This is a genomic window from Mycobacteriales bacterium, assembly GCA_035995165.1.
GTDB lineage: Bacteria > Actinomycetota > Actinomycetes > Mycobacteriales > CADCTP01 > CADCTP01.
Window position 1 is genome coordinate 1 of record DASYKU010000129.1, and the last position, 22,753, is coordinate 22,753.

Here is a 22,753-nt window from a genome sequence, read left to right on the forward strand (position 1 = left end):
AGCGGCACCGGCCACCAGCCGGTGCCGCTTCTGTTTCTCTCGTACCGGGGCCGGCCGCAGTCAGTCGGCCGTGGACCCCGGGGTGCTCACACGGCGGGGGTAGCGGTCAGTGGAGGAGGTGGGTGTGGAGGTCTTGGCTGAGGGGGCCGGGGAGGACGCCGAGCTCGTCGCGGAGGATCGCGCGCAGCCGTTCGTACGTGCAGAGGGCCGCGGCGACGTCGCCCTGGTCGGCCTGGGCCCGCATGAGCAGCCGGTAGCCGGTCTCGCCGACCGGGACCAGCTCGATCAGCCGGCGGGCGGCCCGCTCGAGCGGCAGCGGATCCTGGACCATCGGGGACGGGTGCTCACCGACGTCCACCTGCCCGCCTTCTGGGACTCCTGCGGCCCGTGCGCCGGCCTTCCCCGGGCGGCGCTGCACCAGGCGCTCGGCGCCGGCGTCCCGGTCGGGTACGGGCTCGCGCCGACCGCGATCGAGTGCGGTCCGGAGACCGTCGAGGTCCGGCTGTCCGACGGCAGCCGGCGCGAGGCCGACCTGGTCGTCGGCGCCGACGGCATCCGCTCGGGCGTCCGCGGGCTGCTCGGCGACACCCGCCCGCCGCGCCGGCTCGGCCGGCAGAGCTGGCGGTTCCTCGTCGAGCTGCCCGGGGTGGACGCCTGGACCGCGCTGCTCGGAGCGGGCACCTCGTTCCTGCTCGTGCCAGTCGGCGCCGGCCGGGTCTACTGCTACGCCGACACCGGCTCCCCCGGCGAGCTCCGAGAACTGTTCCGCGGGTTCGCCGATCCCGTGCCGGCCGCGCTCGACCTCCTCGGCGACCCGCGGGAGGCGTACATGAGCCCGCTTGAGGAGGTGGTCCCGCCGGTGCCGGTGGCCGATCGGGTGGTGCTGGTCGGCGACGCCGCCCACGCCACCTCACCGAGCCTGGCCCAGGGAGCGGCGATGGCGGCCGAGGACGCGCTCGTGCTGGCCGAGGAGCTGCGGGCACACCCGGCCGTGCCGGCCGCGGTGGCCGCGTTCACCGCCCGGCGCGCGCCGCGGACGGCCTGGGTACGCCGCCGCGCCCACCATCGCGACCGCACCCGCGGCCTCCCGGCGGCGGTGCGGAACACGACCCTGCGGCTGGCCGGGGAACGCCTCTACCGCGCCGACTACCGGCTCCTGCTCGCCGACCCGTGACCGGCCGTCAGCCGAGGCGGCCCACGTAGAGCGGGTCGGTGGGGATGCCGGGCGGGAACGTGCGGGTGACCGGGTCGAGGTGCGGGTCGGTGAGGTGGCCGTCGAAGGCGGCGACGCGGACGCCCCGGGCCGCCAGCCAGCGCGCGCCGTCGCGGTCCGGGCCGTGCAGCGAGTGCTGCTTCCAGACGTAGAGCGGCGGCGTCGAGGCATCGACGAGGGCGTCGATCCCGCCCCGATCCCCGTCCTCGTACGGCCGGAGGCGCAGCATCAGGCGCCCGTGGGCTCCTGGTGCCCGGAGCCGAACAGGCCGACCGGGCAGGAGACGCCGGTGCCGTTGTCCGGGCAGTACCCGTACGGGTTCTTCACCAGGTACTGCTGGTGATAGCCCTCGGCGTAGTAGAACGGCCCGGCCGGCTCGAGGTCCGTGGTGATCGCGCCGTAGCCGGCGTCGGACAGCCGCTTCTGGAACGCGTCCCGGGACGCCTCGGCCGCGGCCTGCTGCTCCGGGGTGGCGTAGTAGACCGCCGAGCGGTACTGGGTGCCGACGTCGTTGCCCTGCCGCATCCCCTGGGTCGGGTCGTGCGACTCCCAGAAGACCTGCAGCAGCCGGTCGTAGCTGACCTTCGACGGGTCGAAGACCACGAGCACGGCCTCGGTGTGCCCGGTCATCCCCGAGCACACCTCCTCGTACGTCGGGTAGGGCGTGCTCCCGCCGGTGTAGCCGACCGCGGTCGACCAGACGCCGGGCACCTGCCAGTACGCCTTCTCCTCGCCCCAGAAGCACCCGAGGGCGAAGATGGCGGTCGCCAGCCCCTCGGGGAAGGGCGGCACGATGCGGTTGCCGGTGACCACATGGGTCTCCGGCACCTCGAAGGGGTACTCAGAGCGGCCCGCGAGCGCCTGCTCGGGCGTGGGCAGCTGGGTCTTGGTCCGGGAAAACAGCACGTACCAATCGTACGCCGTACGCGCATGGGATGCCCCTTACCGGGCAGGACGGCAGGGACCGTCAGCCCCACCCCCCGGAGACCTCGATGCCCCTCTTCTCCCGCCACAAGGACGACACGCAGGAGCGCGACCCGAAGGACTACTCCGGCGGTCCCGGACACAAGGACTACTCGGACGCGCCGGACGCGCGGCGGCTCGCCCCGGACGACCCGCGCAAGCCCGGTTCACCGACGGACCTCGGCAAGCGGAGCTGGTTCGGGGTGGCCAGGCGGGCCTTCTCCGAGTTCAAGGACGACAACGTCACCGACTGGTCGGCCGCGCTGACGTACTACGCGGTGCTGTCGATCTTTCCCGGCGTGATCGTCTTCGTCTCGCTGCTGAGCCTGTTCGGACAGGGCGACGACACCGTGAACAAGCTGCTCGACGTGGTGAAGAACATCGGCATCCCGTCGAGCGCGCTCGACAGCATCAGGGGCCCGATCACCGATGTGGTGAAGCTGCAGAGCGGCAAGGCCGGGTTCGCGCTGATCGCCGGTGTGCTCGGCGCGCTCTGGTCGGCCTCCGGCTACATCGGCGCCTTCATCCGCGCCTCGAACGCGATCTACGAGGTCGAGGAGGGCCGCAAGTTCTACATCCTGCGGCCGCTGCAGATCCTCATCACGATCGTCGCCACGCTGCTGCTCACGCTCATCACGCTGGCGCTGGTCGCCAGCGGCAGCGTGGCACAGGCGGTCGGGGACGCGATCGGGCTGAGCAGCACGGTGGTGACGATCTGGAACATCGCCAAGTGGCCGGTCATCGTGATCCTGATCAGCCTGATGATCGCCGGTCTCTACAACGTCGCCCCGAACGTGAAGCAGCCGAAGTTCAGGTGGTTCACGCTGGGCGGCTTCCTGGCCCTGGTGCTCTGGGTGATCGCGTCGGTCGGCTTCGGCTTCTACGTCTCGCACTTCGGCTCTTACAACAAGACGTACGGGTCACTGGGTGCGGTCATCTCGTTCCTGGTCTGGATGTGGATCACGAACAACGTGCTGCTGTTCGGGGCCGAGGTGAACGCCGAGCTGGAGCGCGGCCGCGAGCTGCAGGCCGGCCAGCCGGCCCAGGAGGACATCCAGCTGCCGCACCGGAGGCCGCCCAAGAACTGAGCCAATCCCCAAAGTCCCAGTCCAGGACGGCGCTCCGGTGCGCGCCCCCGCTGGCTCAGTGCGCCGGGGCGAACTGAGCGGTCTCGGTCGAGCCGGCCAGGGCGGTGGTGGACGACTCCGGGTCCACCACCGTGGAGACCAGGTCGAACCAGCCGGTGCCGACCTCGCGCTGGTGCCGGGTGGCGGTGTAGCCCGCGCCCTCGGCCGCGAGCTCCCGCTCCTGCAGCTCCACGTACGCCGGCATCCCGTCCGCCGCGTAGCCCGAGGCCAGGTCGAACATCGAGTGGTTCAGCGCGTGGAAGCCGGCCAGCGTGATGAACTGGAACGCGTACCCCATCGCGCCGAGCTCGCGCTGGAACCGGGCGATGTCGGAGTCGTCGAGGTGCCGCTTCCAGTTGAACGACGGCGAGCAGTTGTACGCCAGCAGCTGGTCCGGGTACTGCGCGTGGATCGCCTCGGCGAACTCCTTGGCCTGGCCGAGGTCGGGCGTGCCGGTCTCGCACCAGAGCAGGTCCGCGTACGGCGCGAAGGCCAGCCCGCGCATGATCGCCGCGTCCTGCCCCTCCCGGACCCGGTAGTAGCCCTCCGCGGTCCGCTCGCCGGTCAGGAACGGCTGGTCCCGCTCGTCCACGTCGCTGGTGACCAGCGTCGCGGCCAGCGCGTCGGTCCGGGCCACCACGACGCTCGGCACGCCGGCCACGTCGGCGGCCAGCCGGGCCGCGGTCAGCGTCCGGATGTGCTGCTTGACCGGGATGAGCACCTTGCCGCCGAGGTGGCCGCACTTCTTCTCGCTGGCGAGCTGGTCCTCCCAGTGCACGCCGGCCGCACCGGCCGCGATCATCGCGCTCATCAGCTCGTACGCGTTGAGCGGGCCGCCGAAGCCGGCCTCGGCGTCGGCCACGATCGGGGCCAGCCAGTAGCGCTCGTCCTTGCCCTCGCTGTGCTCGATCCGGTCGGCCCGCAGCAGCGCGTTGTTGATCCGGCGGACCACCTTCGGCACCGAGTCGACCGGGTAGAGCGACTGGTCCGGGTACGTCTGCCCGGCGCTGTTCGCGTCGGCCGCGACCTGCCAGCCGGAGAGATAGATCGCCTCCAGGCCGGCCTTCACGCTCTGCACGGCCTGGCCGCCGGTCAGCGCGCCGAGCGCCGGCACGTAGTCGCGCTCGTGCAGCAGCGTCCAGAGCCGCTCGGCGCCGAGCCGGGCCAGCGTGTGCTCCTCCTGGATCGTGCCGCGCAGCCGCAGGACGTCGGCCCCGCCGTACGGCCGGACGACCCCGCTCCAGCGCGGCTCGGTCCGCCAGGCCTGCTCAAGATCATCGGCGGTTTCTTGGTCGTCCCGCCGGTTGGCCAGCGCAGCAATTTCCTTGATCGACACTTTTCCTCCTCCTCAGACCGTCGCCAGAACCCGCAGGACCGGGCTCCCGCAGCCGTCGCAGGCCGGGCTCTCGAACGCCTGCCACTCGCACCCGTCGCCGTGGCAGCCGTGCGTGTCGCAGGCCCGGCAGGCGTACTGGTAGGAGTTGCAGGGGGTTCCGTCGAACAGCTCGCCGGGGCACTGACGTCCCATGACCGTCTCCTCAGTAGCGTGTCGGTCGATGCACCGAGTGTTGCCAGTCGGCAACCCCAGTCCTAGGGTCAGCACGTTGAAAGAAGTAATGAAATTTCCGATTTGGAAAGAAGGCCGCCGATGTCGGTCACACCGGAGGATCCGGCCGCGGTCAACCCCCGCGTCGTGGGCCAGCGGGTCAAGCACGAGCGCCAGGAGCGCGGGCTGACCCTGGCCCGGCTGGCCGAGGCGGCCGGCAGCTCCGCCCCGCACCTGTCCCAGGTCGAGAACGGGCACCGGGAGCCGACGTTGCGGCTGCTCGGTGGGCTGGCCACCGCCCTCGGCGTCCCGGTCGAGCACCTGCTGCGGCCCGAGTCGCCGAACCCGCGGGCCGCGCTGGAGCTGGCCCTGGAGCGGGCCCAGGCCGACCCGCTCTACGCCGCGCTGAACCTGCCGCCGCTGAAGGCCAACGCCCGGCTGCCCACCGCCGCGCTGGAACACCTCGTCGGCCTCTACGAGGAGCTGCGCCGCAGGTCCGAGCGGGTCGTCGCCACCCCGGAGGAGGCCCGCGCGGCCAACCGGGAGCTGCGCGAGGACATGCGGGCCCGGGACAACTACTTCGAGCACATCGAGACGGTGGCGACCGGGACGCTGGACGCCGTCGGTTACTCCGGCACCGGGGCGCTGACCCAGCGCGTGCTGCTCGACGTGGCCGCGCACTGCGACTTCAGCCTGCGCTACGTCAAGGACCTGCCGCCCTCGACCCGGTCGGTCGCCGACCTCCGCAACCGCCGCATCTACCTCGGCCAGGGCAGCTGGACCGGCGGCCACGACACCCGCAGCGTGCTGCTGCAGGCGCTGGGCCACTTCCTGCTCGGGCACGGCGAGCCGACCGGCTTCGCCGAGCACCTGCGCCAGCGGACCGAGGCCAACTACTTCGCCGCCGCCGTGCTCATGCCGGAGCGGGCGCTGGTGCCACTGCTGCAGCAGGCCAAGGCGGACCGGGCGCTGTCGGTGGAGGACGCCCGGGACGTGTTCGGGGTGTCGGACGAGATGGCCGCGCACCGCTTCACCAACCTGGCCACCCGGCACCTGGACCTGCCGGTGCACTTCGTCCGCAGCGACGAGTCGGGCCGGATCTACAAGGCGTACGAGAACGACGGGGTGGTGTTCCCGGCCGACCTGGACGGGGCGATCGAGGGGCAGACCGCCTGCCGGTTCTGGGCCGCGCGGCGGGTGTTCTCGGTCGAGCACTACCCGGGCTACCAGCAGTACACGGACACGCCGCAGGGGACGTACTTCTGCTGGAGCCAGCAGGTGGTGCAGCCGGGCGGGTCGTTCGCGGTCACGGTCGGGGTTCCGTACCTGCAGTCGCGCTGGTTCCGCGGCCGGGACACCCCGGCCCGGACCGAGTCGCGCTGCCCGGATCCCTCCTGTTGCGCGGATCCGCCGGCGCCACTGGCCCGGCGCTGGTCCCGGATGGCCTGGCCGTCGGCCCGGGCCCAGTCGCACGTGCTCGCGGCCGTACCGCCGGGTGCGTTCGGCGGCGTCGACCTGACCGAGGTGTACGCGTTCCTGGATCGTCACTCGGACGGCGACGTTCCGTGACTCGGGGGAGTGGGCGTCGCTCCCGCCGAGGCACTAATCTCGATGGACGCCGGAGAAAGCCGGCGCCGAGGTCGCGGACACGAAAGGGGTGCCCGTGGGGGACACCGCTGTGACGGGGACGGCCGGGCCCGCCCTGGTCGAGCTGCTGCCGCGGGTACTGCACGACTCTCCCGCCGGGATGCTGCTGGTCGACCTGACCCGCGGCGAGGTCACGTACGCGAACCGTCAGGCGATGCTCATGTCGCCGGACCTGCCGCTGCCCGTGCCGATCAACGACTGGGCGCGGGCCGCGGGGTTGCACGACCCCGACGGCGTGCCGCTGGCGGAGACCGGCAACCCGCTGTCCCGCATCGCCGCGGGCGAGCCGGTCGCGGGCGAGTCGGTCACCGCTGCCCGCGACTCCGGCATCGTCCGGGCCCGGGAGCCGCTCTGGGTGACCGGGTTCCCGCTGCCCGGGGCCCCAGGGCTGTCCGACCGCGCGCTGGTCGTGTTCTTCCGGCTGGCCGACGCCGACGCCGACGCCGGCGGCCGACAGGTCGAGGACGTGCTGTCCGGCCTGCGGGACCGGGCCGTGCTGGCCACCGACGTCTCGTTCGCGATCAGCGACCCGGCGCTGCCGGACAACCCGCTGGTCTGGGTCAACCCGGCATTCACCCGGATCACCGGCTACACGTTCGAGGAGTCGACCGGGCGCAACTGCCGGTTCCTGCAGGGCGCAGCGACCGACAAGGCCGTCGTCGCGGCCATGCGGGACGCGCTGGAGGGCCAGCAGTCGGTCACGGTCACCGTGCTCAACTACCGCAAGGACGGCACCACGTTCTGGAACGAGGTGTCGATGTCCCCGGTGTTCGACGGCACCGGGACGCTGACCAACTTCGTCGGCGTGCAGGCCGACGTGACCGCACGGGTGCAGGCCGAGGCCGAGCGGGAGGCCGCGTACCGGGCGGCGGAGCGGGCCCAGTCCCGGCTGGCCGTGCTGGCCGGGGTGAGCGCGACGCTGTCGACCACGCTGGACGTCGACGAGGCGCTGCGCCGGCTGGCCGACGACCTGGTGCCGGCGGTGGCCGACTGGTGCGCGATCGACCTGCTCGGGCCACAGGGTGATGTCCGCCGGGTCGCGGCCGCCCACCGGGACCCCGGCCGGGTCGCCGCCGTCCGGGCGATGCAGGCGACCGCCGGACGCGGCGACACCGCCATCCCGCGGGTGCTGGCCACTGGGCAGCCGCAGCTGTTCAACGACATCGACGCCGACCAGCTCAGCCGGCTGGCCGGCTCCCCGGAGCGGCTGGTCCACACGCTCGCGGCCGGCGTCACGTCCGCGGTGACGGTGCCGCTGCGGGCGCGCAGCCGGGTGCTCGGCGCGCTCACGCTGACGATCGCCGACGGCACCCGGGCGTACGACGAGGACGACGTGCAACTGGCCGCCGACATCGGCCGCCGGGCCGGGCTGGCCGTCGACAACGCCCAGCTCTTCAGCCGGGAGCACGAGGTCGCGGTCGCGCTGCAGCGCGCCATGTTGCCGCGGCTGCCCGAGGTGCCCGGGCTGGAGATCTCGGCCCACTACTTCGCCGGCTCGGAGCGCGCCGACGTCGGCGGCGACTGGTACGACGTGCTGCCGCTCCCGGACGGCTCGGTCGGGGTCGCGGTCGGCGACGTGATGGGGCACGACCTCATCGCCGCCGCCGCGATGGGCCAGCTGCGGTCGGTGCTGCGGTCCTACGCCTGGGAGGGGCACCGGCCCTCGGAGGTGCTGGAGCGGCTCGACCGGCTGGTCCAGGGCCTGGGCATGGCCCAGCTCGCGACCTGCGTCTACGGCCGGCTGCTGCCGGTCGAGGACGGCGCCCTGCTGCGGTACGCCAACGCCGGCCACCTGCCCCCGGTCGTGCAGCGCCCCAACGGCGAGGTCGAGGTGCTCAACGACGGCAAGTCGGTGCTGATCGGGGCGCCCGGCGGGGCCGGCGAGACCGGCCGCCCGGACGGCAGCGCGCTGATCCCGCGCGGGTCGACGCTCATCCTCTACACCGACGGGCTGGTCGAGGACCGGGAGACCGACATCGACGCCGGGGTGGACCGGCTCTGCGCGCTGGTCGCCGGGCACGATCCGGCGCTCGGCGTCGCCAGGCTCTGCGACCGGCTGCTGGACGAGCTGCTGACCGGACCGCGGACGGACGACGCCGCGGTCGTCGCGGTCCGCATCTCCGACGACTGGGGCCGTCCCACCCGCGAATGGCACGGCGTCCACTGAGCCGCGCCCGACCCACGCCTTCACGGCGTCGGCCGAGGCCGCGCTGAGCCGCATCGGCCGAGCCCAGGTCAGGTGAGCGCGGCGGCCAGGCCGGCGGTGCCGTAGAAGCCGGTCAGGCCGCCCGGCAGCAGGGTGAGCCGGGGCCGGCCCGGCGTCCAGGCCGCGACCCGGCCCGAGCCGCTGCCGTCGGTCGGCGTCACCAGCATCAGCTGCCCGCCCGGGGCCCAGACCGGCAGCGCCGTGCTGGCCGCGCCGGTGGTGAGGCCCGGGACGGTCCGCCAGCGGTCCGCCCGGACCAGGTCGATCACCACGACGTACCCGTCCCGCTGGGCGGAGGCGCTGGGGTCCTCGGGGAGCATCCCGGCGTACCCGATCGCGAGCTGGTGGCCGTCGGCGGAGAACGCGGCCACCGCGGGATTGCCCGGGTTCTCCGGCAGGAACCGGGACGCGCCGCTCGCCAGCTGCGTGAGGGTCAGCGCGCAGTCCGAGCCGCAGCCGGCCGGCTCGAACACGACCTGCCGGTCGTCCGCGCCGAGCACCGCGTACGTCCGGCCGATGACCCGGTAGACCGCGCCGGTCTGCGCGTTCTCCAGCCGGGCCACGCCGCCGAGGTCGCCCTGGTAGGCCCGGACCAGCAGCCCGTACGGGGTGTCGCGGACGAGCTCGAGCTGGCGCGGCACGATGCGGCGCCAGCGGACGGCTCCGGCCGTACTGAAGTTCGTCAGCGTGCACGGTCCGGTCCCACCGGCGCCGTCGCAGTCCTCGGCGAGCACGGTGCCGTCGCGCATCGGGACCAGGTCGAGCACCGAGCCGAGCTGGGCCGCGGTCCCGCCCCGCCCGAGCACGACCGCCCGGGCCCGCAGCCGTTCGGCGTTGTGCAGCACGGCCGCGGTGACTCCTCCGGCGTGCACGAGCTCGGCCACGTCGCCGCGGACGGTCGGCACCGGCAGCGGGGTCAGCGACCCGGTGCGGGCGTCCAGCACGGCCGGATGCCGGCCGCCGACCAGCAGCCGCAGCCCGGCCGGACCGGCGCCGGGGTCGCCGTCGAGCCGGTAGCGGGCGTCCGGCGCGGGCGGGCCGGTCCGGATCGGGTTCGGCGCCGGGCGGACCTCGACCGACAACGGCGTCGCGGCCGGCGGCCGGACGGCGCCGCCCCCGCCCGTGTGCACGGCCAGGTACGCGGCCCCGGCGGCGACCAGGCCAGCGGCCAGCAGGGTGGTCCAGCGGCGGCGGCGCGGCGGGCCGTCGCCCTGGTACTCCGGTTCGTACCCGGAGCTGAGCACGTCGGCCACACAGCCAGTGTCCGTGCGTACGCCGCCCGAAGCCAGAGCCCCGTTCGGGGCCGGCCCGGGCCCGGTCCGCCGCGCCCGACGGCCGGGGGCGCTAGCGGCCCGCGGCGTAGCCCTGCATCCCGCGGGGGTTGGCGGCGGCCGACAGGATGCCGGTGGCCGGGTCGCGGCTGACCGCGGACAACCGGCCCAGCGACCAGCCGTCCAGCACGGTGACCCGGTGCCCGCGCCGCTCCAGGTCGGCGATCACGTCCGGCCCGACCCGGTCCTCGATCACGACCTCGCCCGGGACCGCCAGCCGCGGCGCGAACGAGGACGGCATCGAGGTGATGTGCCAGGCCGGCGCGTCGATCGCGGCCTGCAGGTCGAGCCCGCCCGCGTAGTGCGCGAGCAGGAAGCACAGCTGCCACTGGTCCTGCTGGTCCCCGCCGGGCGTACCGCAGGCCAGCACCGGCTCGCCGTCCCGCAGCACCAGCGTCGGCGACAGCGTGGTCCGCGGCCGTCGCGACGGCCGCAGCGTGGACGGCAGCCCGTCGGTCAACCAGGTCATCTGGGCCCGGGTGCCGAGGCAGAAACCGAGCTCCGGGATCGTCGGCGCGCTCTGCAGCCAGCCCCCGGACGGCGTCGCCGAGACCATCGTGCCCCAGCGGTCGACGACGTCGACGTGGCAGGTGTCGCCGCGGGTCGGCTCCCCCAGCGTGGGCTCGCCGACTCCGGCGCCGGAGGGATCGTCGAGGAAGGTCCGGTACGGCGGCATGACCGGCGTCCGCCCCCCGGGCGAGCCCGGCCGCAGCTCCCACACGGCCTCGTCGCCGATCAGCGCCCGCCGCGCCGCGGTGTACGCCGGCGAGAGCAGGTCGGCCAGCGGCACATCCGGGTCGTCGCCGTAGAAGGCCTCCCGGTCGGCGAACGCGAGCTTGGCCCCCTCGACCACCCGGTGGATGAGCTCGGCGCTGCCGGGCGCGGGCAGCTCGCCGTCGCCGAGCAGGGCGAGCTGCTGCAGCAGCACCGGACCCTGGCTCCAGGCCGCCGGCTTGGCCACGGTCAGCCCGCGCCAGTCCAGCGTGACCGCCGGCTCCCAGGTCGCCCGCCAGCCGGCCAGGTCGGCCCCGGTGAGCAGCCCGCCGTGCGGCGTGCCGGAGTCGTCCATCCACTCCCGGGGCGAGAACCGGTCGATCGCCTCGGCCACGAACCCCTCGTACCAGGCCGTGCGGACGGCCTCCAGCTGGGCGTCCCGGTTCGGCCCGGCCGCCTCGGCCTCGTCCAGCAACCGCTGGTACGTGGTGGCCAGCGCGGGCTGGCGCAGCAGCTCCCCCGGCCCGGGCGCGGGCAGCCAGCGCTCGGCCGAGGTCGGCCAGTGCTGCTCGAACATCGGCGCCGAGTACGCGATGGTGCCGGCCACCCGCGGGTGCACCGGGTGCCCGTCGGCCGCGTACCCGATCGCGTAGGACAGGACGTCGCGCAGCGGCAGCCGGCCGTGCTCCCGCAGCAGCTCGATCCAGCCGCCGAACGCCCCCGGGACGGTCGCGGCCAGCGGGCCGGTGCCGGGCACGATCGTCAGCCCGAGCTCGTCCCGAAGTTTCCCCACCGTGGCGGCGGCCGGCAGCGTGCCCTGGGCGCAGAGCACCCGCGCATTCGGGTCCCGGGCCTTGCCGACCAACAGCGGCAGGTCGCCGCCCGGCCCGTTCAGATGCGGCTCCACCACGTGCAGCGCGAAGCCCGCGGCCGCGGCCGCGTCGGCGGCCGTCCCGCCCGCTTCGAGCACTGCCATGCCGGCCGCGGTGGCCAACCAGTGCGTCGTCGCAACCATCCCGTACGTCCCGGACAACACCGGCCGAGTCGTGAACACGGGGTCGATCCTGTCAAACTCTCTGGCAGGGTGTCGCGGCATGCGGGTGGTCGTGGTCGGCAGCGTGAACCTGGACCTGGTCGCCCGGGTCTCCCGACTGCCGGCCGGAGGCGACACGGTTGCGGCTTCCGGCTACACCCGGGTGCCCGGCGGCAAGGGCGCGAACCAGGCCCTCGCGGCCCGCCGGCTGGGCGCTGACGTCACACTTCTCGCCGCGGTCGGGTCCGACGACGCGGCCGCGGAGGCACTCGCCCTGCTGGCCGAGGACGGCGTGGACCTCTCGGCCGTACGGACGGTGGCCGGACCGACCGGAGTGGCGCTCATCACGGTCGACGACGAGGGCGAGAACACCATCGTGGTGGTCCCGGGGGCGAACGCCCGGCTCACGGTCGAGGCGGCCGAGCTGGCCGGCGCGGACGCGGTGCTCTGCCAGCTGGAGGTGCCGATGGACACGATCGTGGCGGCCGCCGAGGCCGCCCCGGCGGGCGCGCTGTTCTGCCTGAACACCGCGCCGCCCGCGCCGGTGCCGGACCCGGTGCTGGAGCGGGCCGACCTGGTGGTGGCCAACCGGGCGGAGTTCGCCGCCGTACCGGGCCTGGACCGGGCCGCGCTGGTCGCGGTGACGGCCGGCGCCGAGGGCGCCGTGCTGCGGGCCGGCGGCCGCGAGATCGCCCGGGCGCCGTCACCGGCGGTGACGGCGGTCGACGGCACCGGCGCGGGCGACGCGTTCGCCGGCGGCCTGGTGGTAGGCCTGCTGTCCGGGCTGGACCGGGCGGCGGCGCTGCGCCGGGCCTGCCTGGTCGGCGCGGCCGCGGCCAGCCGGCCCGGAGCCCAGCCGTCCCTGCCCCGACCTGCCGACCTCGACGCCCTGGAGGCCCGGTGACCGGACCCATCCCGATCCTCATCGACTGCGATCCCGGCATCGACGACGCGGTCGCGCTGCTGCTCGCCTGCGCCAGCCCGGAGCTGCGGCTGCTCGGCGTCAGCACGGTCGCCGGCAACGTCGGCCTGGAGCACACCACCCGCAACGCCGGCCGGATCCTCGCGCTGGCCGGCCGGACCGACGTGCCGGTCGCGGCCGGGGCCGGCCGGCCGCTGGTGCGCACGTCCCCGGGGCGGGCCGAGCACGTGCACGGCGAGGACGGCGTACACCGGGCGGAGCTGCCCGATCCCGCGGCCGAGCCGGATCCGCGGCCGGCGGTCGACCTGCTCGCCGACGCCATCGGCGGCTCGTCCGAGCCGGTCACGCTGGTGGCGATCGGCCCGCTGACCAACGTCGCGCTGCTCTACGCGGTGCATCCCGAGGTCGCGGCGACGCTCGACCGGGTGGTGATCATGGGCGGCTCGGCCACGTACGGAAACACCACCGAGGCGGCCGAGTTCAACGTCTGGTCCGACCCCGAGGCCGCGTACCGGGTGCTCACCGACCCGGGGCTGGCCCGGCCGGTGCCGACCACGATGGTCGGGCTGGACCTGACCCTGACCGTGCCGTTCGAGGAGACCGACCTGGCCGCGCTGGCGGCCGGCGGTGCCCCGGGCCGGGCGGCCGCGGCGATGCTGCGACCGGAGGCCGAGCGGCAGCGGCAGGAGACCGGGGTGGCCGCGCTGCCGGTGCACGACGCGGTCGCCGTGGCCGCCGTGCTGCGGCCGGACCTGATCGACACCCGGCCGGCCACGATCACCGTCGACTGCTCGGACGGACCCCGCCGCGGAGCCACCGTCGTCGCGCCCGGACCGGACGACGCCTGGGCCCGGGTGGCGGTCGGCGCAGCCGCGCGGGCGGTCATTGACACGATCGTGACCCGTGTGGCCGACTACGGTTCGTGAGACTTGCGGGCCGTTCGGGTGAAACCGCTCTGCCCCAACGTGAAGACATCCCCTAGGCTCTTCGCTCAGATGACGATCTGCATCAGACTGGGCGGGGAGCCTCCAGGAGGTCGAGCGGTGACGGTCGAAGAGAGCAAGCGCGGGTTACCGGCTGGGCCGGCGACCTATCGTGCGCTGTTCTCCGAGGGCCAGTTCCGCTCCCTCTGGCTGGCCTCTGCGATCTCGCTGACCGGCGACCAGCTGGCCCGCGTCGCGATCGCCTCGCTGGTCTACGACCGGACCCATTCGGCCCTGGTCACCGCGCTCGTCTACGCGGTCACCTACCTCCCCTGGCTGATCGGCGGTCCGCTGCTCGGCGGCCTGGCCGACCGCTACCCCCGCCGCACGGTCATGCTGATCTGCCAGCTGACCAGCGCCGTGCTGGTGGCGCTCATGGCGGTGCCGGGGATGCCCCTGGTGGCCTTGGCGTCGCTGCTGTTCGTCGTGATCCTGGTCGAGTCGCCGTTCCTGTCGGCCCGGGCGTCGCTGCTCGTCGACATCCTTCCCGACGACCGGTACGTGCTGGCCTCGGCGATCAACCAGCTCACCATCCAGGGCACCCAGGTGCTCGGCTTCGCCGTGGGCGGCGCGCTGGTCCTGCTCGTCGGCGCGCCCGACGCGCTGCTCGTGGACGCGGTGTCGTTCCTGCTCGCCGGCGCGTTCGTCCGCTTCGGGGTCCGTCCCCGGCGTGCGGTCGCCGTCGCCGGGCAGCTCGGCGGCAGCTGGGAGCGGATGAAGGTCGGGGCCAAGGTGGTCTTCGGCGATCCGCGGCTGCGCGGGCTGGTCCTGCTGGGCTGGCTGGCCACCTTCTGGGTGGTCCCGGAGGGCCTCGCCGCGCCGTACGCGGACGGCAACTCCACCTCGATCGGGCTGCTCCTCGCGGCCCAGCCCGCCGGCTCCGTGGTCGGCGGGATCGTGCTGAGCCGGCTGGTCCGGCCCACCACCCGGCTCGAGCTGATGGGTTGGCTGGCGATCCTGAGCTCGGCGCCGCTGCTGTTCTTCCTCGCGACCCCGTCCATCCCGGTCGCGGTCGTCCTTCTCGTGGTCTCAGGCGTCGGGACCACGTACAACCTGCCGGCCAACGCGGCGTTCATGCAGGCTCTGCCGGCGGAGCGACGCGGCCAGGCGTTCGGGCTGGTGTCCGCCGGCCTGGTTGCCGGACAGGGCATCAGCATCGCCGTGGCCGGCGCGGTCGCCGAGGCGACCTCGCCCAGCCTGGTCATCTGCGTCGCCGGCGGGCTCGGCCTCGTCGCGGCACTCGCGCTCAGCGGCGCGGGCCGGCGGTTCCTCTCGACGCCGTCGCCTGCGGTGGGCTGACTCGGACCGCCTCAGCTAGCGGTGTTTTGCTGAGGCTTAAAAACAGTTGCGCCCGACGGCGGTGTACCGCCGAACGGGCGTAAACCTACGCTCAAACACAACCGTACGGGGCGGCGTAGTCCCTGTACGCCTCCCTGCCCTCTCGTGCCCCGACAAAAGGGGGGTGTTCTGCATGCGCTTCGACAGCAACGGATGGGGCTGAGCCGTCCGCGCACCCGCGCACGCCCACATGACCCCGTGAGGAGGCGGCCATGAGCAACGGCTGGGGCTGAACCGCACTGACCCGAACCGCACCGCCGAGGAAGGAGACCGGCATGAGCAACGGCTGGGGCTGAACCACCCGAACGATCCGGATCGGCACAAGGAGGTGGCCTCGTGAGCAACGGCTGGGGCTGAACGGTGACGCACTTATGTACCACACCAGACTATCGAGAGGAACCGCTCGTGAGCAACGGCTGGGGCTGACCCCCCGGGTCCCCGGACCCGACCCGACTCGAGACGTCCCCCCGTCCCGTGTACGCAGAGGAGGCGATCACGCATGCGCGACAGCAACGGTTGGGGCTGATCCGCCCCGAGATGCATGCGGTGGGTGACGGGTCGTACCAATTGGAACGGCCCGTGTCCCCCGACCGGTGCATATACAGACAAGACATGCGGGCTTAAGAGTCAGCGCCGCTACGATTGTCGTACATGCCGTAGGGAGCGATCTGTGCCAGCCACCCCCGCTCGACCGCAACCCGGACTGCCGCTGTCCGTTCGGGTGCTGACGGGCGCGCTGGCCGTGGTTGCGGCCGTCTTCCTGGCGGCGAGCCTGCGGGTGGGCCTGATCGGGACGCAACCGGCCTGGTGGCGGTTCATCGCCTGCGCCGGCCTGTTCGTGCTCGCCGGCGTCGCGTCCTTCTCGATGCGGGTCGGCAGCCACCGGGTGCTGTTCTGGTGGACCGAGGTCGCGGTCGTGCTCAGCCTGGTGATGCTGCCGGTCGGCTGGGTGGTGCCCGCTACCGCGTTCGGCGCCCTGGCCAAGGCCTTCCGGTTCCGGCACCAGCCGGTGAAGGCCCTTTTCAACTTCTCCTTGGACGTCGCCGCGGTCGGCCTGACCGTCCTGCTGCTGGGTCTGTTCCGGGATCGTCCGCTGAACATCGCCAGCGCCGCCGACCTGACCGCGGTCGTGATCGTCACGGTCGCGTACAGCCAGCTCACCGAGGTGTTCACGGCGCTGGTCGTCGGGCTCTCGCAGAGCCGGTCGCCGTTCGCGGTCTACCGCAGCGCGCTCGGCATCAACCTGGTCAGCCAGGCCGGCAACGTCGCGGCCGCGATCGTCGCGGTCATGCTGGTGCGCTTCGACCCGCGGGTGCTGGTCGTGCTGCCGCCGCTGGCCTTCTGCCTCCAGCAGGCGTACGAGGCCAGGCTGCGCGGGCGCGAGGAGCGGGAGTCCTGGCAGGGCCTGCTGGACGCGACCCGGTCGCTGTCGGACCTGGACGAGCGGGTCGTGCTGGTCCGGGCCGCGGCGGAGGCCACCCGGCTGTTCAGCGCCGACCGGGCCGAGATCGAGCTGGCCGACGGCCGGCTGGTGCGCGGCGACACGCAGGGCGTCAGCTACGACGGGCCGGCCGCGGAGGCCGGCGCCGACGAGGCCCCGGTGGCCACCGTCGAGCGGCCGATCGGCGCGCAGACGCCGCCGCTGGGGGTCCTGCGGCTGTGCTTCACCGCCCCGATCTCGCTCAGCGACCGGGAGCAGGCGATGCTCGGCGCGGTCGCGGCCGAGCTGCACTCCGCGCTGGTCAACGCCGGGCGGCACGCGACCGCGCGGCACGAGGCCACCCACGACCCGCTCACCGACCTGCTCAACCGGGCCGGCCTGCTGGTCGAGGGCCGGACCCGGCTGGCCGCCGCGGCGGCGGCCGAGGTCGACGCGGCGGTCCTGCTCATCGACATCAGCGGCTTCCGGGAGATCATCGACACCCTCGGCCACGCCGCCGGTGACGCCGTGCTGCAGCACACCGCCCGCCGGCTCGAGGCCGCGGTGCTGCCGGGCGAGCTGGTGGCCCGGCTGGAGGGCGACGAGTTCGTCGTGCTGCTGCCGAAGCTCACCGACCCGACCCAGGCCTCGCACCGGGCCGACACGCTGCTCGGGGCGGTCGCCAGCCCGGCCACCATCGGCGGGGCCGGGCTGACGCTGACCGGGGTCGCCGGGATCGCGTACGCGCCCGGTGGCAGCGGCAACCTCGAGGAGCTGCTGCGGCAGGCCGGCGTCGCGCTGCACGCGGTGCACAGCGCGGTGGGCCGGATCGACTTCTACGCGCCCGAGCGGGACGTACGCAGCGTGAGCCGGCTCGTGCTGGCCAGCGAGCTGCGCATCGCGCTGCAGGACATGGACCAGATCGAGCTGCTCTACCAGCCGATCATCGACCTCAACACCGGTGAGGCGCTCTCGGCCGAGGCGCTGGTCCGCTGGCACCACCCGGCCCGCGGGCCGCTCGCGCCGGAGGACTTCCTGCCAGTGGTCGAGCACGCCGGGCTGCTGCCGGATCTGACCCGCCGGGTGCTGGACATCGCGCTCGGCAGCGCCGCGGACTGGACCCGGCAGGGCAGCGACGCCCCGGTCGCGATCAACGTCTCGCCGCGGACGCTGCTGGACCGCGACTTCCCGGGCGAGGTCGCGGCCGCGCTGTCCCGGCACCGGGTCGCGGCCGGCCGGCTCACGCTGGAGATCACCGAGACCTCGGTGGTCAGCCACCTGGCCGTGGTCGACCGGGTCCTGGACGAGCTGCGCGACCTCGGGGTCCGGCTCTCGCTGGACGACTTCGGCACCGGCTGGAGCTCACTGTCGCACCTGGCCCGGCTGCCCGTGCACGAGGTGAAGATCGCGGCCACGTTCACCGAGCGGCTGCTCTCCTCGCCGCAGGCGGCGGCGGTGGTGCGGGGGACGCTGGAGATCGCCCGGGCGCTGGACCTGCGGGTCGTGGCCGAAGGCGTGACCGGCGCGATCCAGCGGGGCATGCTGATCTCGCTCGGCTGCCACGCCGGGCAGGGCGACCACTTCTTCCCGCCGCTGCCGGCCGACCGGATCGGCCCGGCGCTGTGGAGCTCGACGGTCCGGGCGGCGGCGTCGTCCGAGGGCGCCGACATCATCCCGCTCTCCCAGCGCCGCCTGAACCGCGAGTACTAGACCCGGATCCCGCTAGGACAGGCGGGCGGCCTGCAGGGCGAGGTAGTGCTGCTCCGGGATGCTGGTGGCGCGCTTGGCCGCCCGGCGGTAGGCGGCGATCGCGGCGGCCCGGTCCCCCGACATCTCCAGCAGGTGGGCCCGGACGGCCTCCAGCCGGTGCCCGCGGGTCATCCGGTCGTCCTCGTCCAGCGTGCCGAGCTCGGCCAGCCCGGCCAGCGGCCCGTGCACCATCGCGACCGCGACGGCCCGGTTGAGCGTCAGGACCGGGCCGGGCGAGACCCGCCGCAGCACGTCGTACAGGGCCAGGATCTGGGGCCAGTCGGTGTCGGCCGCCGTCCCGGCCTCGTCGTGCACGGCCGCGATCGCCGCCTGCAGCTGGTACGGCCCGATCGGGCCGCGGCCCAGCGTCCGGCTGATCACCGCGACCCCCTCCGCGATCAGCCCGGCGTCCCAGCGGGAGCGGTCCTGCTCGGCCAGCGGCACCAGCAGCCCGTCGGCGTCGGTCCGGGCCGGCCGCCGGGCCTCGGTCAGCAGCATGAGCGCCAGCAGCCCGGACACCTCGCCATCGGCCGGGACCAGCGTGTGCACGAGCCGGGTCAGCCGGACGGCCTCGGCGGTGAGGTCGGCCCGGTGGGCCTGGTCGCCGGCGGTGATGGCGTACCCCTCGTTGAAGACGAGGTAGAGCGCGTGCAGCACGACCCGCAGCCGGTCCGGGACCTCGGCCGGCGGCGGCAGCGCGAACCGGGAGCCCTGGATGGACTTCTTGGCCCGGCTGATCCGCTGGGCCATGGTCGGCTCCGGCACCAGGAACGCCGCCGCGATCTCGGCCGTGGACAGCCCGCCGACCGCCCGCAGCGTCAGGGCGAGCTGGGCCGGCACCGGCAGCCGCGGGTGGCAGCAGAGGAACAGCAGGGTCAGCGTGTCGTCGGCGTCCTCGGTCGGGCCGGGCTCGACCTCCAGCGCGGCGACCGTCTCCTCCCGCCGCTGCCGGGCGCCCGCGCTGCGCCACTCGTCGACCAGCCGCCGGGACGCGACCGTCACCAGCCAGGACCGCGGGCTCTGCGGCAGGCCGTCCACCGGCCACTGGGTCGCGGCCGCGAGCAGCGCCTCCTGTACGGCGTCCTCGCAGGCGTCGAACCGGTCGTACCTGCGGACCAGGATGCCGAGGACCTGCGGCGCCAGCTCACGCAGCAGGTCCTCGGTGCCCGGCGTCATCTCACGCCACGTCCGGCACGACGCCGACCGGCCGGACCTCGACCACCCTGCTGTACGCGACGATCCGCCCGGCGATCTCCAGGATCCGGGCCTCGTCGGCCACGTCCAGGACCCAGAAACCGATCAGCGACTCCTTCGCCTCGGCGTACGGCCCGTCGGTCGTGACCGCGACGCCGTCGGTGAGCCGGACGATCTTGGCCTTGTCGCCGTCCTGCAGGCCCTCGTTGAACACCATCTCGCCGGCCTCGACGAGCTCCTTGTCCAGGTCCCGCATGAAGGCGATCATCTCGGTGATCCACTCCGGCGACTGCGTCTCCATCATCTCGCCGGCGCTGCCGAACATCATGATCATGTATTTCACGGGGTCGTCTCCCTGCTCGTTCCGGCCTGCGGTCATGAGTGGGTCGGAGCCGCACCGGCCCGCTCGACAGGAGCCGGGGAAGTTTCTCAGCGAACCGGCGCCGCCCGGTCGACCACCGCGCCGGGATCCGGGACGCCGAGGCCGAAGACCGGGCCGGGACCGTCGCCGAGCCGGGTGCCGCAGAAGGCGTCCGCGACCGGGGCGGGGGCGTACCGGACCAGCAGGGAGGCCTGCAGGGCCAGCGCGATCCGGGTCGCCACCAGCCGGGCGGCGGCCTCGTCCGGGCGGCCGGCCAGGTCGGCCCGCAGCTGCTTGGCCGCCGCGTCCAGCCGGGCGTCGCCGCCCGCGGCCGCGTCGACCTCGGCCAGCACGGCCTCGACCGCGGCCGGCTCCCGGGCCAGCGCCCGCAGCACGTCCAGCGCGATGACGTTGCCGGCGCCCTCCCAGATCGAGTTCAGCGGGGACTCCCGGAACAGGCGCGGCAGGCCGGACTCCTCGACGTACCCGTTGCCGCCGAGGCACTCCAGCGCCTCAGCGGCCACCATCGGCGCCCGCTTGCAGACCCAGAACTTGGCCACCGCGGTCGCGAGCCGGCTGAAGTCGTCCTCGCCCGCGTCCACCGCCGCGGCCAGCCGCAGGCCCAGCACGGTCGCCGCCTCCGACTCCAGCGCCAGGTCGGCCAGCACGGACGCCATCAGCGGTTTGTCCCGCAGTACCCCGCCGAACGCCGACCGGTACGTCGTGTGGTGCACGGCCTGCGCCACCGCCGCCCGCATCAGGGCAGCGCTGCCGAGCACGCAGTCCAGCCGGGTCACCCGGACCATCTCCAGGATCGTGCGCAGCCCCTGCCCGGGCGCGCCCACCGCCCAGCCCACCGTGTCCTCGAACTCGACCTCCGAGGACGCGTTGGACCGGTTGCCGAGCTTGTCCTTCAGCCGCTGCAGCCGGAACACGTTCCGCTCGCCGTCCGGCAGCACCCGCGGCACCAGGAAGCAGGTCAGCCCGGCCCCCCCGACCTGGGCCAGCACCAGGAACAGGTCCGACATCGGGGCCGAGCAGAACCACTTGTGGCCGGTCAGCCGCCAGCTCCCGTCCGCACGCGGAACAGCCAGCGTCCGGTTGGCCCGCACGTCCGAGCCGCCCTGCTTCTCCGTCATCCCCATCCCGGCCAGCAGCCCGGGCTTGCCCGCCCGCAGCCCCGGCTCGTACGCCCGGGCGGTCAGGCCGGGCTCGTACGTCGCGGCCAGGACGGGCTCGTGCCGCAGCGCCGGCAGCACCGCGTACGACATGGAGACCGGGCAGCCGTGCCCGGCCTCGACCTGGGACCAGACGTAGAAGCCGGCCGCCCGGGTGGTGTGCGGGGTCGATGCGGCCTCGGCCCAGGGCGCCCCGGCCAGCCCGTGCCCGACGGCCTCGGTGAGCAGGCGGTGGTACGAGGGGTGGAAGTCGACCTCGTCGACGCGGTGGCCGTACCGGTCGTGGGTGCGCAGGACCGGCGGGGACGCGTTGGCCTCGGTGCCCCAGCGCTGGGCCTCGGGCGTGCCGGCCAGCCGGCCCAGCTCCCGCAGGCCCGCGGTCTCCGCGCCGAGCCGGCGGACGGTCTCGGTCAGGGCCAGGTCGCCGCCGTAGACGTCGTGGTCGACCAGCGGCGGCGGCTGGTTGGTCACCTCGTGGGTGCTCGCCATGCTCCAGTCATACCGGAGACCCGCCCACCGAGGGCGCCCGGTCAGCGCCGGCCGCTCAGCCGCCCGCCGGTCAGCGCCCGCCGGTCAGGCCGACGGGTCCGGCGGTCAGGGCCGGCGGTCAGGGCCGGCGGTCACGGCCGGCGGTCACGGCCGGCGGTCACGGCCGGCGGTCACGGCCGGCGGTCACGGCCGGCGGTCACGGCCGGCGGTCACGGCCGGCGGTCACGGCAGGGCGGTCACGGCAGGGCGGTGACCGTGGCGAAGGCCTCGTCGCCGGGCGGGTCGGCCGGCAGCACCCGGACGACCTGGCCCGGGTCGTCCGGTGACCACGTCCCGACCAGCCCGCGGTCGTTGGACCAGACCCCGAGCACCAGCGTCGGCCCGAACCAGCTCACGTCGGCCGACCGCTCGGCCACCGACGCGACGCCGGGGACCGGGGTGACCGCCCGGCTGCGCAGGTCCAGCACCTCGGCGAAGCCGGGCACCACCCGCAGCCGGCCGTCGCGGTACTGCCCGGGCACGCCCAGCGCCAGCCAGTGCCCGTCGGGCGAGAACGCCCCGGTCAGCGGGTTGCCGCTGTCCTTGGGGGTCGCGTAGTCGACCGACCGGCCGTCCACGTACCGGGTCACGGTGACCGGGCATTCGCGGACGCAGCTGACGGAGACGGTCGCGATCGAGTCCGGTCCGCTGGCGACCACGATCGCGCCGACCGCGAGCCGGCGGCGGCTCGCGCCCGTACGCGGGTCGAGCACCCGCAGCTCCGCCACCTGCCGGTCACCGACCTGGCTGACCACGAGCCCGGCGGTGGTGTCCCGCAGCGGGGTCAGCGTCCCGCCGGCGGTCCAGGACAGCCGCGCGGCTCCGGCGGCCGAGCGGAGCGTGACCTTGGTGCTGCCCGGACCGCGGGCGGCCACGTACAGGTCGGTGCCGCGGACGACCGGGACGACCTCGACCTCCGACCCGAGCGGGACCGCGCCGCCGGTCGGGGTGAGCAGCATCGTCCGCTCCCGGCTGGTCCGGGGCGTGGTCACCGTGGCGACCGTGCCGGCCGGCACCGCCTGCAGCGCGGCCCGCTCGCCCGCGTCCAGCCGCAGCCCGGGCACCGGGGCCGAGTGCCCGATCGAAGTGTCGATGATCTGCGGGAAGCGCCCGCTCACCAGCACCCGCAGGCCGTCCGGGCCGCGGGCCTGCTCGCCGTCCAGCCGGGGCAGCCCGGGCGGGGTGCTCGGCGCCGCGGCCGGCGGCGTCGGCCGCTGCACCGGGTCCCGGTGGGTGACGACGTAGCCGAAGAGCACGACGGCGGCGACCCCCAGCGCCAGGACCGACCACCGCTGCATGA

General features: G+C 74.4%; 19 protein-coding genes. 8 read left to right on the forward strand and 11 right to left on the reverse strand.

What is annotated here, in order from left to right; all coding sequences use genetic code 11:
• Positions 1 to 106 precede the first annotated feature (106 nt).
• Positions 107 to 358 (reverse strand): bacterial transcriptional activator domain-containing protein, encoded by a 252-nt coding sequence (locus tag VGP36_21965; GenBank protein ID HEV7657374.1) that lies wholly within the window; start codon positions 356 to 358, stop codon positions 107 to 109.
• Between VGP36_21965 and VGP36_21970 the strand changes: the two genes are divergently transcribed.
• Positions 341 to 1,174 carry an FAD-dependent monooxygenase gene (locus tag VGP36_21970; GenBank protein ID HEV7657375.1) on the forward strand — a complete coding sequence of 278 codons (834 nt, stop codon included), beginning with the start codon at positions 341 to 343 and terminating at the stop codon, positions 1,172 to 1,174. The genes VGP36_21965 and VGP36_21970 overlap by 18 nt on opposite strands.
• 7 nt (positions 1,175 to 1,181) lie before the next feature.
• On the opposite strand, the gene VGP36_21975 is transcribed toward VGP36_21970, so the two are convergent.
• Positions 1,182 to 1,442, reverse strand: a complete 261-nt coding sequence (locus VGP36_21975; protein ID HEV7657376.1) for a hypothetical protein — start codon at positions 1,440 to 1,442, stop codon at positions 1,182 to 1,184.
• The gene (gene msrA, locus VGP36_21980; GenBank protein HEV7657377.1) at positions 1,442 to 2,119 is read right to left on the reverse strand and encodes a peptide-methionine (S)-S-oxide reductase MsrA; all 678 of its coding nucleotides are present in this window, start codon (positions 2,117 to 2,119) and stop codon (positions 1,442 to 1,444) included. Before msrA ends, VGP36_21975 begins: the two co-directional genes overlap by 1 nt.
• Positions 2,120 to 2,205: 86 nt before the next feature.
• On the opposite strand from msrA, the gene VGP36_21985 reads away from it, so the two are divergent.
• Positions 2,206 to 3,264 (forward strand): YihY/virulence factor BrkB family protein, encoded by a 1,059-nt coding sequence (locus tag VGP36_21985; GenBank protein ID HEV7657378.1) that lies wholly within the window; start codon positions 2,206 to 2,208, stop codon positions 3,262 to 3,264.
• Positions 3,265 to 3,319: 55 nt separating this feature from the next.
• On the opposite strand, the gene aceA is transcribed toward VGP36_21985, so the two are convergent.
• Entirely contained in the window at positions 3,320 to 4,615 is a 1,296-nt protein-coding gene (gene aceA, locus VGP36_21990; protein ID HEV7657379.1) for an isocitrate lyase, read from the reverse strand.
• Between the two features lie 36 nt (positions 4,616 to 4,651).
• Complete coding sequence (locus VGP36_21995) at positions 4,652 to 4,831, reverse strand: hypothetical protein (GenBank protein HEV7657380.1); 180 nt, start codon at positions 4,829 to 4,831, stop codon at positions 4,652 to 4,654.
• 120 nt (positions 4,832 to 4,951) lie between these two features.
• Here VGP36_21995 and VGP36_22000 point away from each other — a divergent pair, with 120 nt between their 5' ends.
• Together VGP36_22000 and VGP36_22005 are read left to right on the forward strand one after the other, a co-directional pair.
• The gene (locus VGP36_22000; protein ID HEV7657381.1) at positions 4,952 to 6,418 is read left to right on the forward strand and encodes a helix-turn-helix domain-containing protein; all 1,467 of its coding nucleotides are present in this window, start codon (positions 4,952 to 4,954) and stop codon (positions 6,416 to 6,418) included.
• 94 nt (positions 6,419 to 6,512) lie between these two features.
• Positions 6,513 to 8,663, forward strand: a complete 2,151-nt coding sequence (locus VGP36_22005; GenBank protein HEV7657382.1) for a SpoIIE family protein phosphatase — start codon at positions 6,513 to 6,515, stop codon at positions 8,661 to 8,663.
• Positions 8,664 to 8,731: 68 nt separating this feature from the next.
• On the opposite strand, the gene VGP36_22010 is transcribed toward VGP36_22005, so the two are convergent.
• Both VGP36_22010 and VGP36_22015 read right to left on the reverse strand, forming a co-directional pair.
• On the reverse strand, positions 8,732 to 9,955 hold the full coding sequence (locus tag VGP36_22010) for a hypothetical protein (protein ID HEV7657383.1): 1,224 nt from the start codon (positions 9,953 to 9,955) through the stop codon (positions 8,732 to 8,734).
• Positions 9,956 to 10,046: 91 nt separating this feature from the next.
• Positions 10,047 to 11,801: a gamma-glutamyltransferase gene (locus VGP36_22015; GenBank protein ID HEV7657384.1), complete on the reverse strand. Its 1,755-nt coding sequence runs from the start codon at positions 11,799 to 11,801 to the stop codon at positions 10,047 to 10,049.
• A 40-nt stretch (positions 11,802 to 11,841) separates the two neighbouring features.
• Between VGP36_22015 and VGP36_22020 the strand changes: the two genes are divergently transcribed.
• The 4 genes from VGP36_22020 (at position 11,842) to VGP36_22035 (ending at position 18,153) form a co-directional block, all read left to right on the forward strand.
• The gene (locus tag VGP36_22020; protein HEV7657385.1) at positions 11,842 to 12,684 is read left to right on the forward strand and encodes a ribokinase; all 843 of its coding nucleotides are present in this window, start codon (positions 11,842 to 11,844) and stop codon (positions 12,682 to 12,684) included.
• The gene (locus VGP36_22025; GenBank protein ID HEV7657386.1) at positions 12,681 to 13,628 is read left to right on the forward strand and encodes a nucleoside hydrolase; all 948 of its coding nucleotides are present in this window, start codon (positions 12,681 to 12,683) and stop codon (positions 13,626 to 13,628) included. The genes VGP36_22020 and VGP36_22025 overlap by 4 nt, the downstream gene beginning before the upstream one ends.
• 117 nt (positions 13,629 to 13,745) lie before the next feature.
• Positions 13,746 to 14,984, forward strand: coding sequence for an MFS transporter (locus VGP36_22030; protein HEV7657387.1), 1,239 nt, complete (start codon positions 13,746 to 13,748; stop codon positions 14,982 to 14,984).
• 709 nt (positions 14,985 to 15,693) lie between these two features.
• Positions 15,694 to 18,153: a bifunctional diguanylate cyclase/phosphodiesterase gene (locus VGP36_22035; GenBank protein ID HEV7657388.1), complete on the forward strand. Its 2,460-nt coding sequence runs from the start codon at positions 15,694 to 15,696 to the stop codon at positions 18,151 to 18,153.
• Positions 18,154 to 18,165: 12 nt separating this feature from the next.
• On the opposite strand, the gene VGP36_22040 is transcribed toward VGP36_22035, so the two are convergent.
• The 4 genes from VGP36_22040 to VGP36_22055 form a co-directional block, all read right to left on the reverse strand.
• Positions 18,166 to 19,368, reverse strand: a complete 1,203-nt coding sequence (locus VGP36_22040; GenBank protein ID HEV7657389.1) for a sigma-70 family RNA polymerase sigma factor — start codon at positions 19,366 to 19,368, stop codon at positions 18,166 to 18,168.
• A 1-nt stretch (position 19,369) separates the two neighbouring features.
• A complete protein-coding gene (locus VGP36_22045; protein ID HEV7657390.1) occupies positions 19,370 to 19,720 on the reverse strand; it encodes a YciI family protein in 351 nt (116 codons plus the stop codon).
• A 95-nt stretch (positions 19,721 to 19,815) separates the two neighbouring features.
• Entirely contained in the window at positions 19,816 to 21,414 is a 1,599-nt protein-coding gene (locus VGP36_22050) for an acyl-CoA dehydrogenase family protein (GenBank protein HEV7657391.1), read from the reverse strand.
• A 236-nt stretch (positions 21,415 to 21,650) separates the two neighbouring features.
• The gene (locus VGP36_22055) at positions 21,651 to 22,751 is read right to left on the reverse strand and encodes a hypothetical protein (GenBank protein HEV7657392.1); all 1,101 of its coding nucleotides are present in this window, start codon (positions 22,749 to 22,751) and stop codon (positions 21,651 to 21,653) included.
• Positions 22,752 to 22,753: the final 2 nt, after the last annotated feature.

Bases quoted from the DNA above. Each gene is read 5' to 3' on its own strand.
- VGP36_22000 (HEV7657381.1), top strand. From the start codon at position 4,952: ATGTCGGTCACACCGGAGGATCCGGCCGCGGTCAACCCCCGCGTCGTG.
- VGP36_21985 (HEV7657378.1), top strand. From the start codon at position 2,206: ATGCCCCTCTTCTCCCGCCACAAGGACGACACGCAGGAGCGCGACCCG.
- VGP36_22045 (HEV7657390.1), bottom strand. From the start codon at position 19,720: ATGATCATGATGTTCGGCAGCGCCGGCGAGATGATGGAGACGCAGTCG.
- VGP36_22020 (HEV7657385.1), top strand. From the start codon at position 11,842: ATGCGGGTGGTCGTGGTCGGCAGCGTGAACCTGGACCTGGTCGCCCGG.
- VGP36_22040 (HEV7657389.1), bottom strand. From the start codon at position 19,368: ATGACGCCGGGCACCGAGGACCTGCTGCGTGAGCTGGCGCCGCAGGTC.
- VGP36_21995 (HEV7657380.1), bottom strand. From the start codon at position 4,831: ATGGGACGTCAGTGCCCCGGCGAGCTGTTCGACGGAACCCCCTGCAAC.
- VGP36_21975 (HEV7657376.1), bottom strand. From the start codon at position 1,442: ATGCTGCGCCTCCGGCCGTACGAGGACGGGGATCGGGGCGGGATCGAC.
- VGP36_22050 (HEV7657391.1), bottom strand. From the start codon at position 21,414: ATGGCGAGCACCCACGAGGTGACCAACCAGCCGCCGCCGCTGGTCGAC.
- VGP36_22055 (HEV7657392.1), bottom strand. From the start codon at position 22,751: ATGCAGCGGTGGTCGGTCCTGGCGCTGGGGGTCGCCGCCGTCGTGCTC.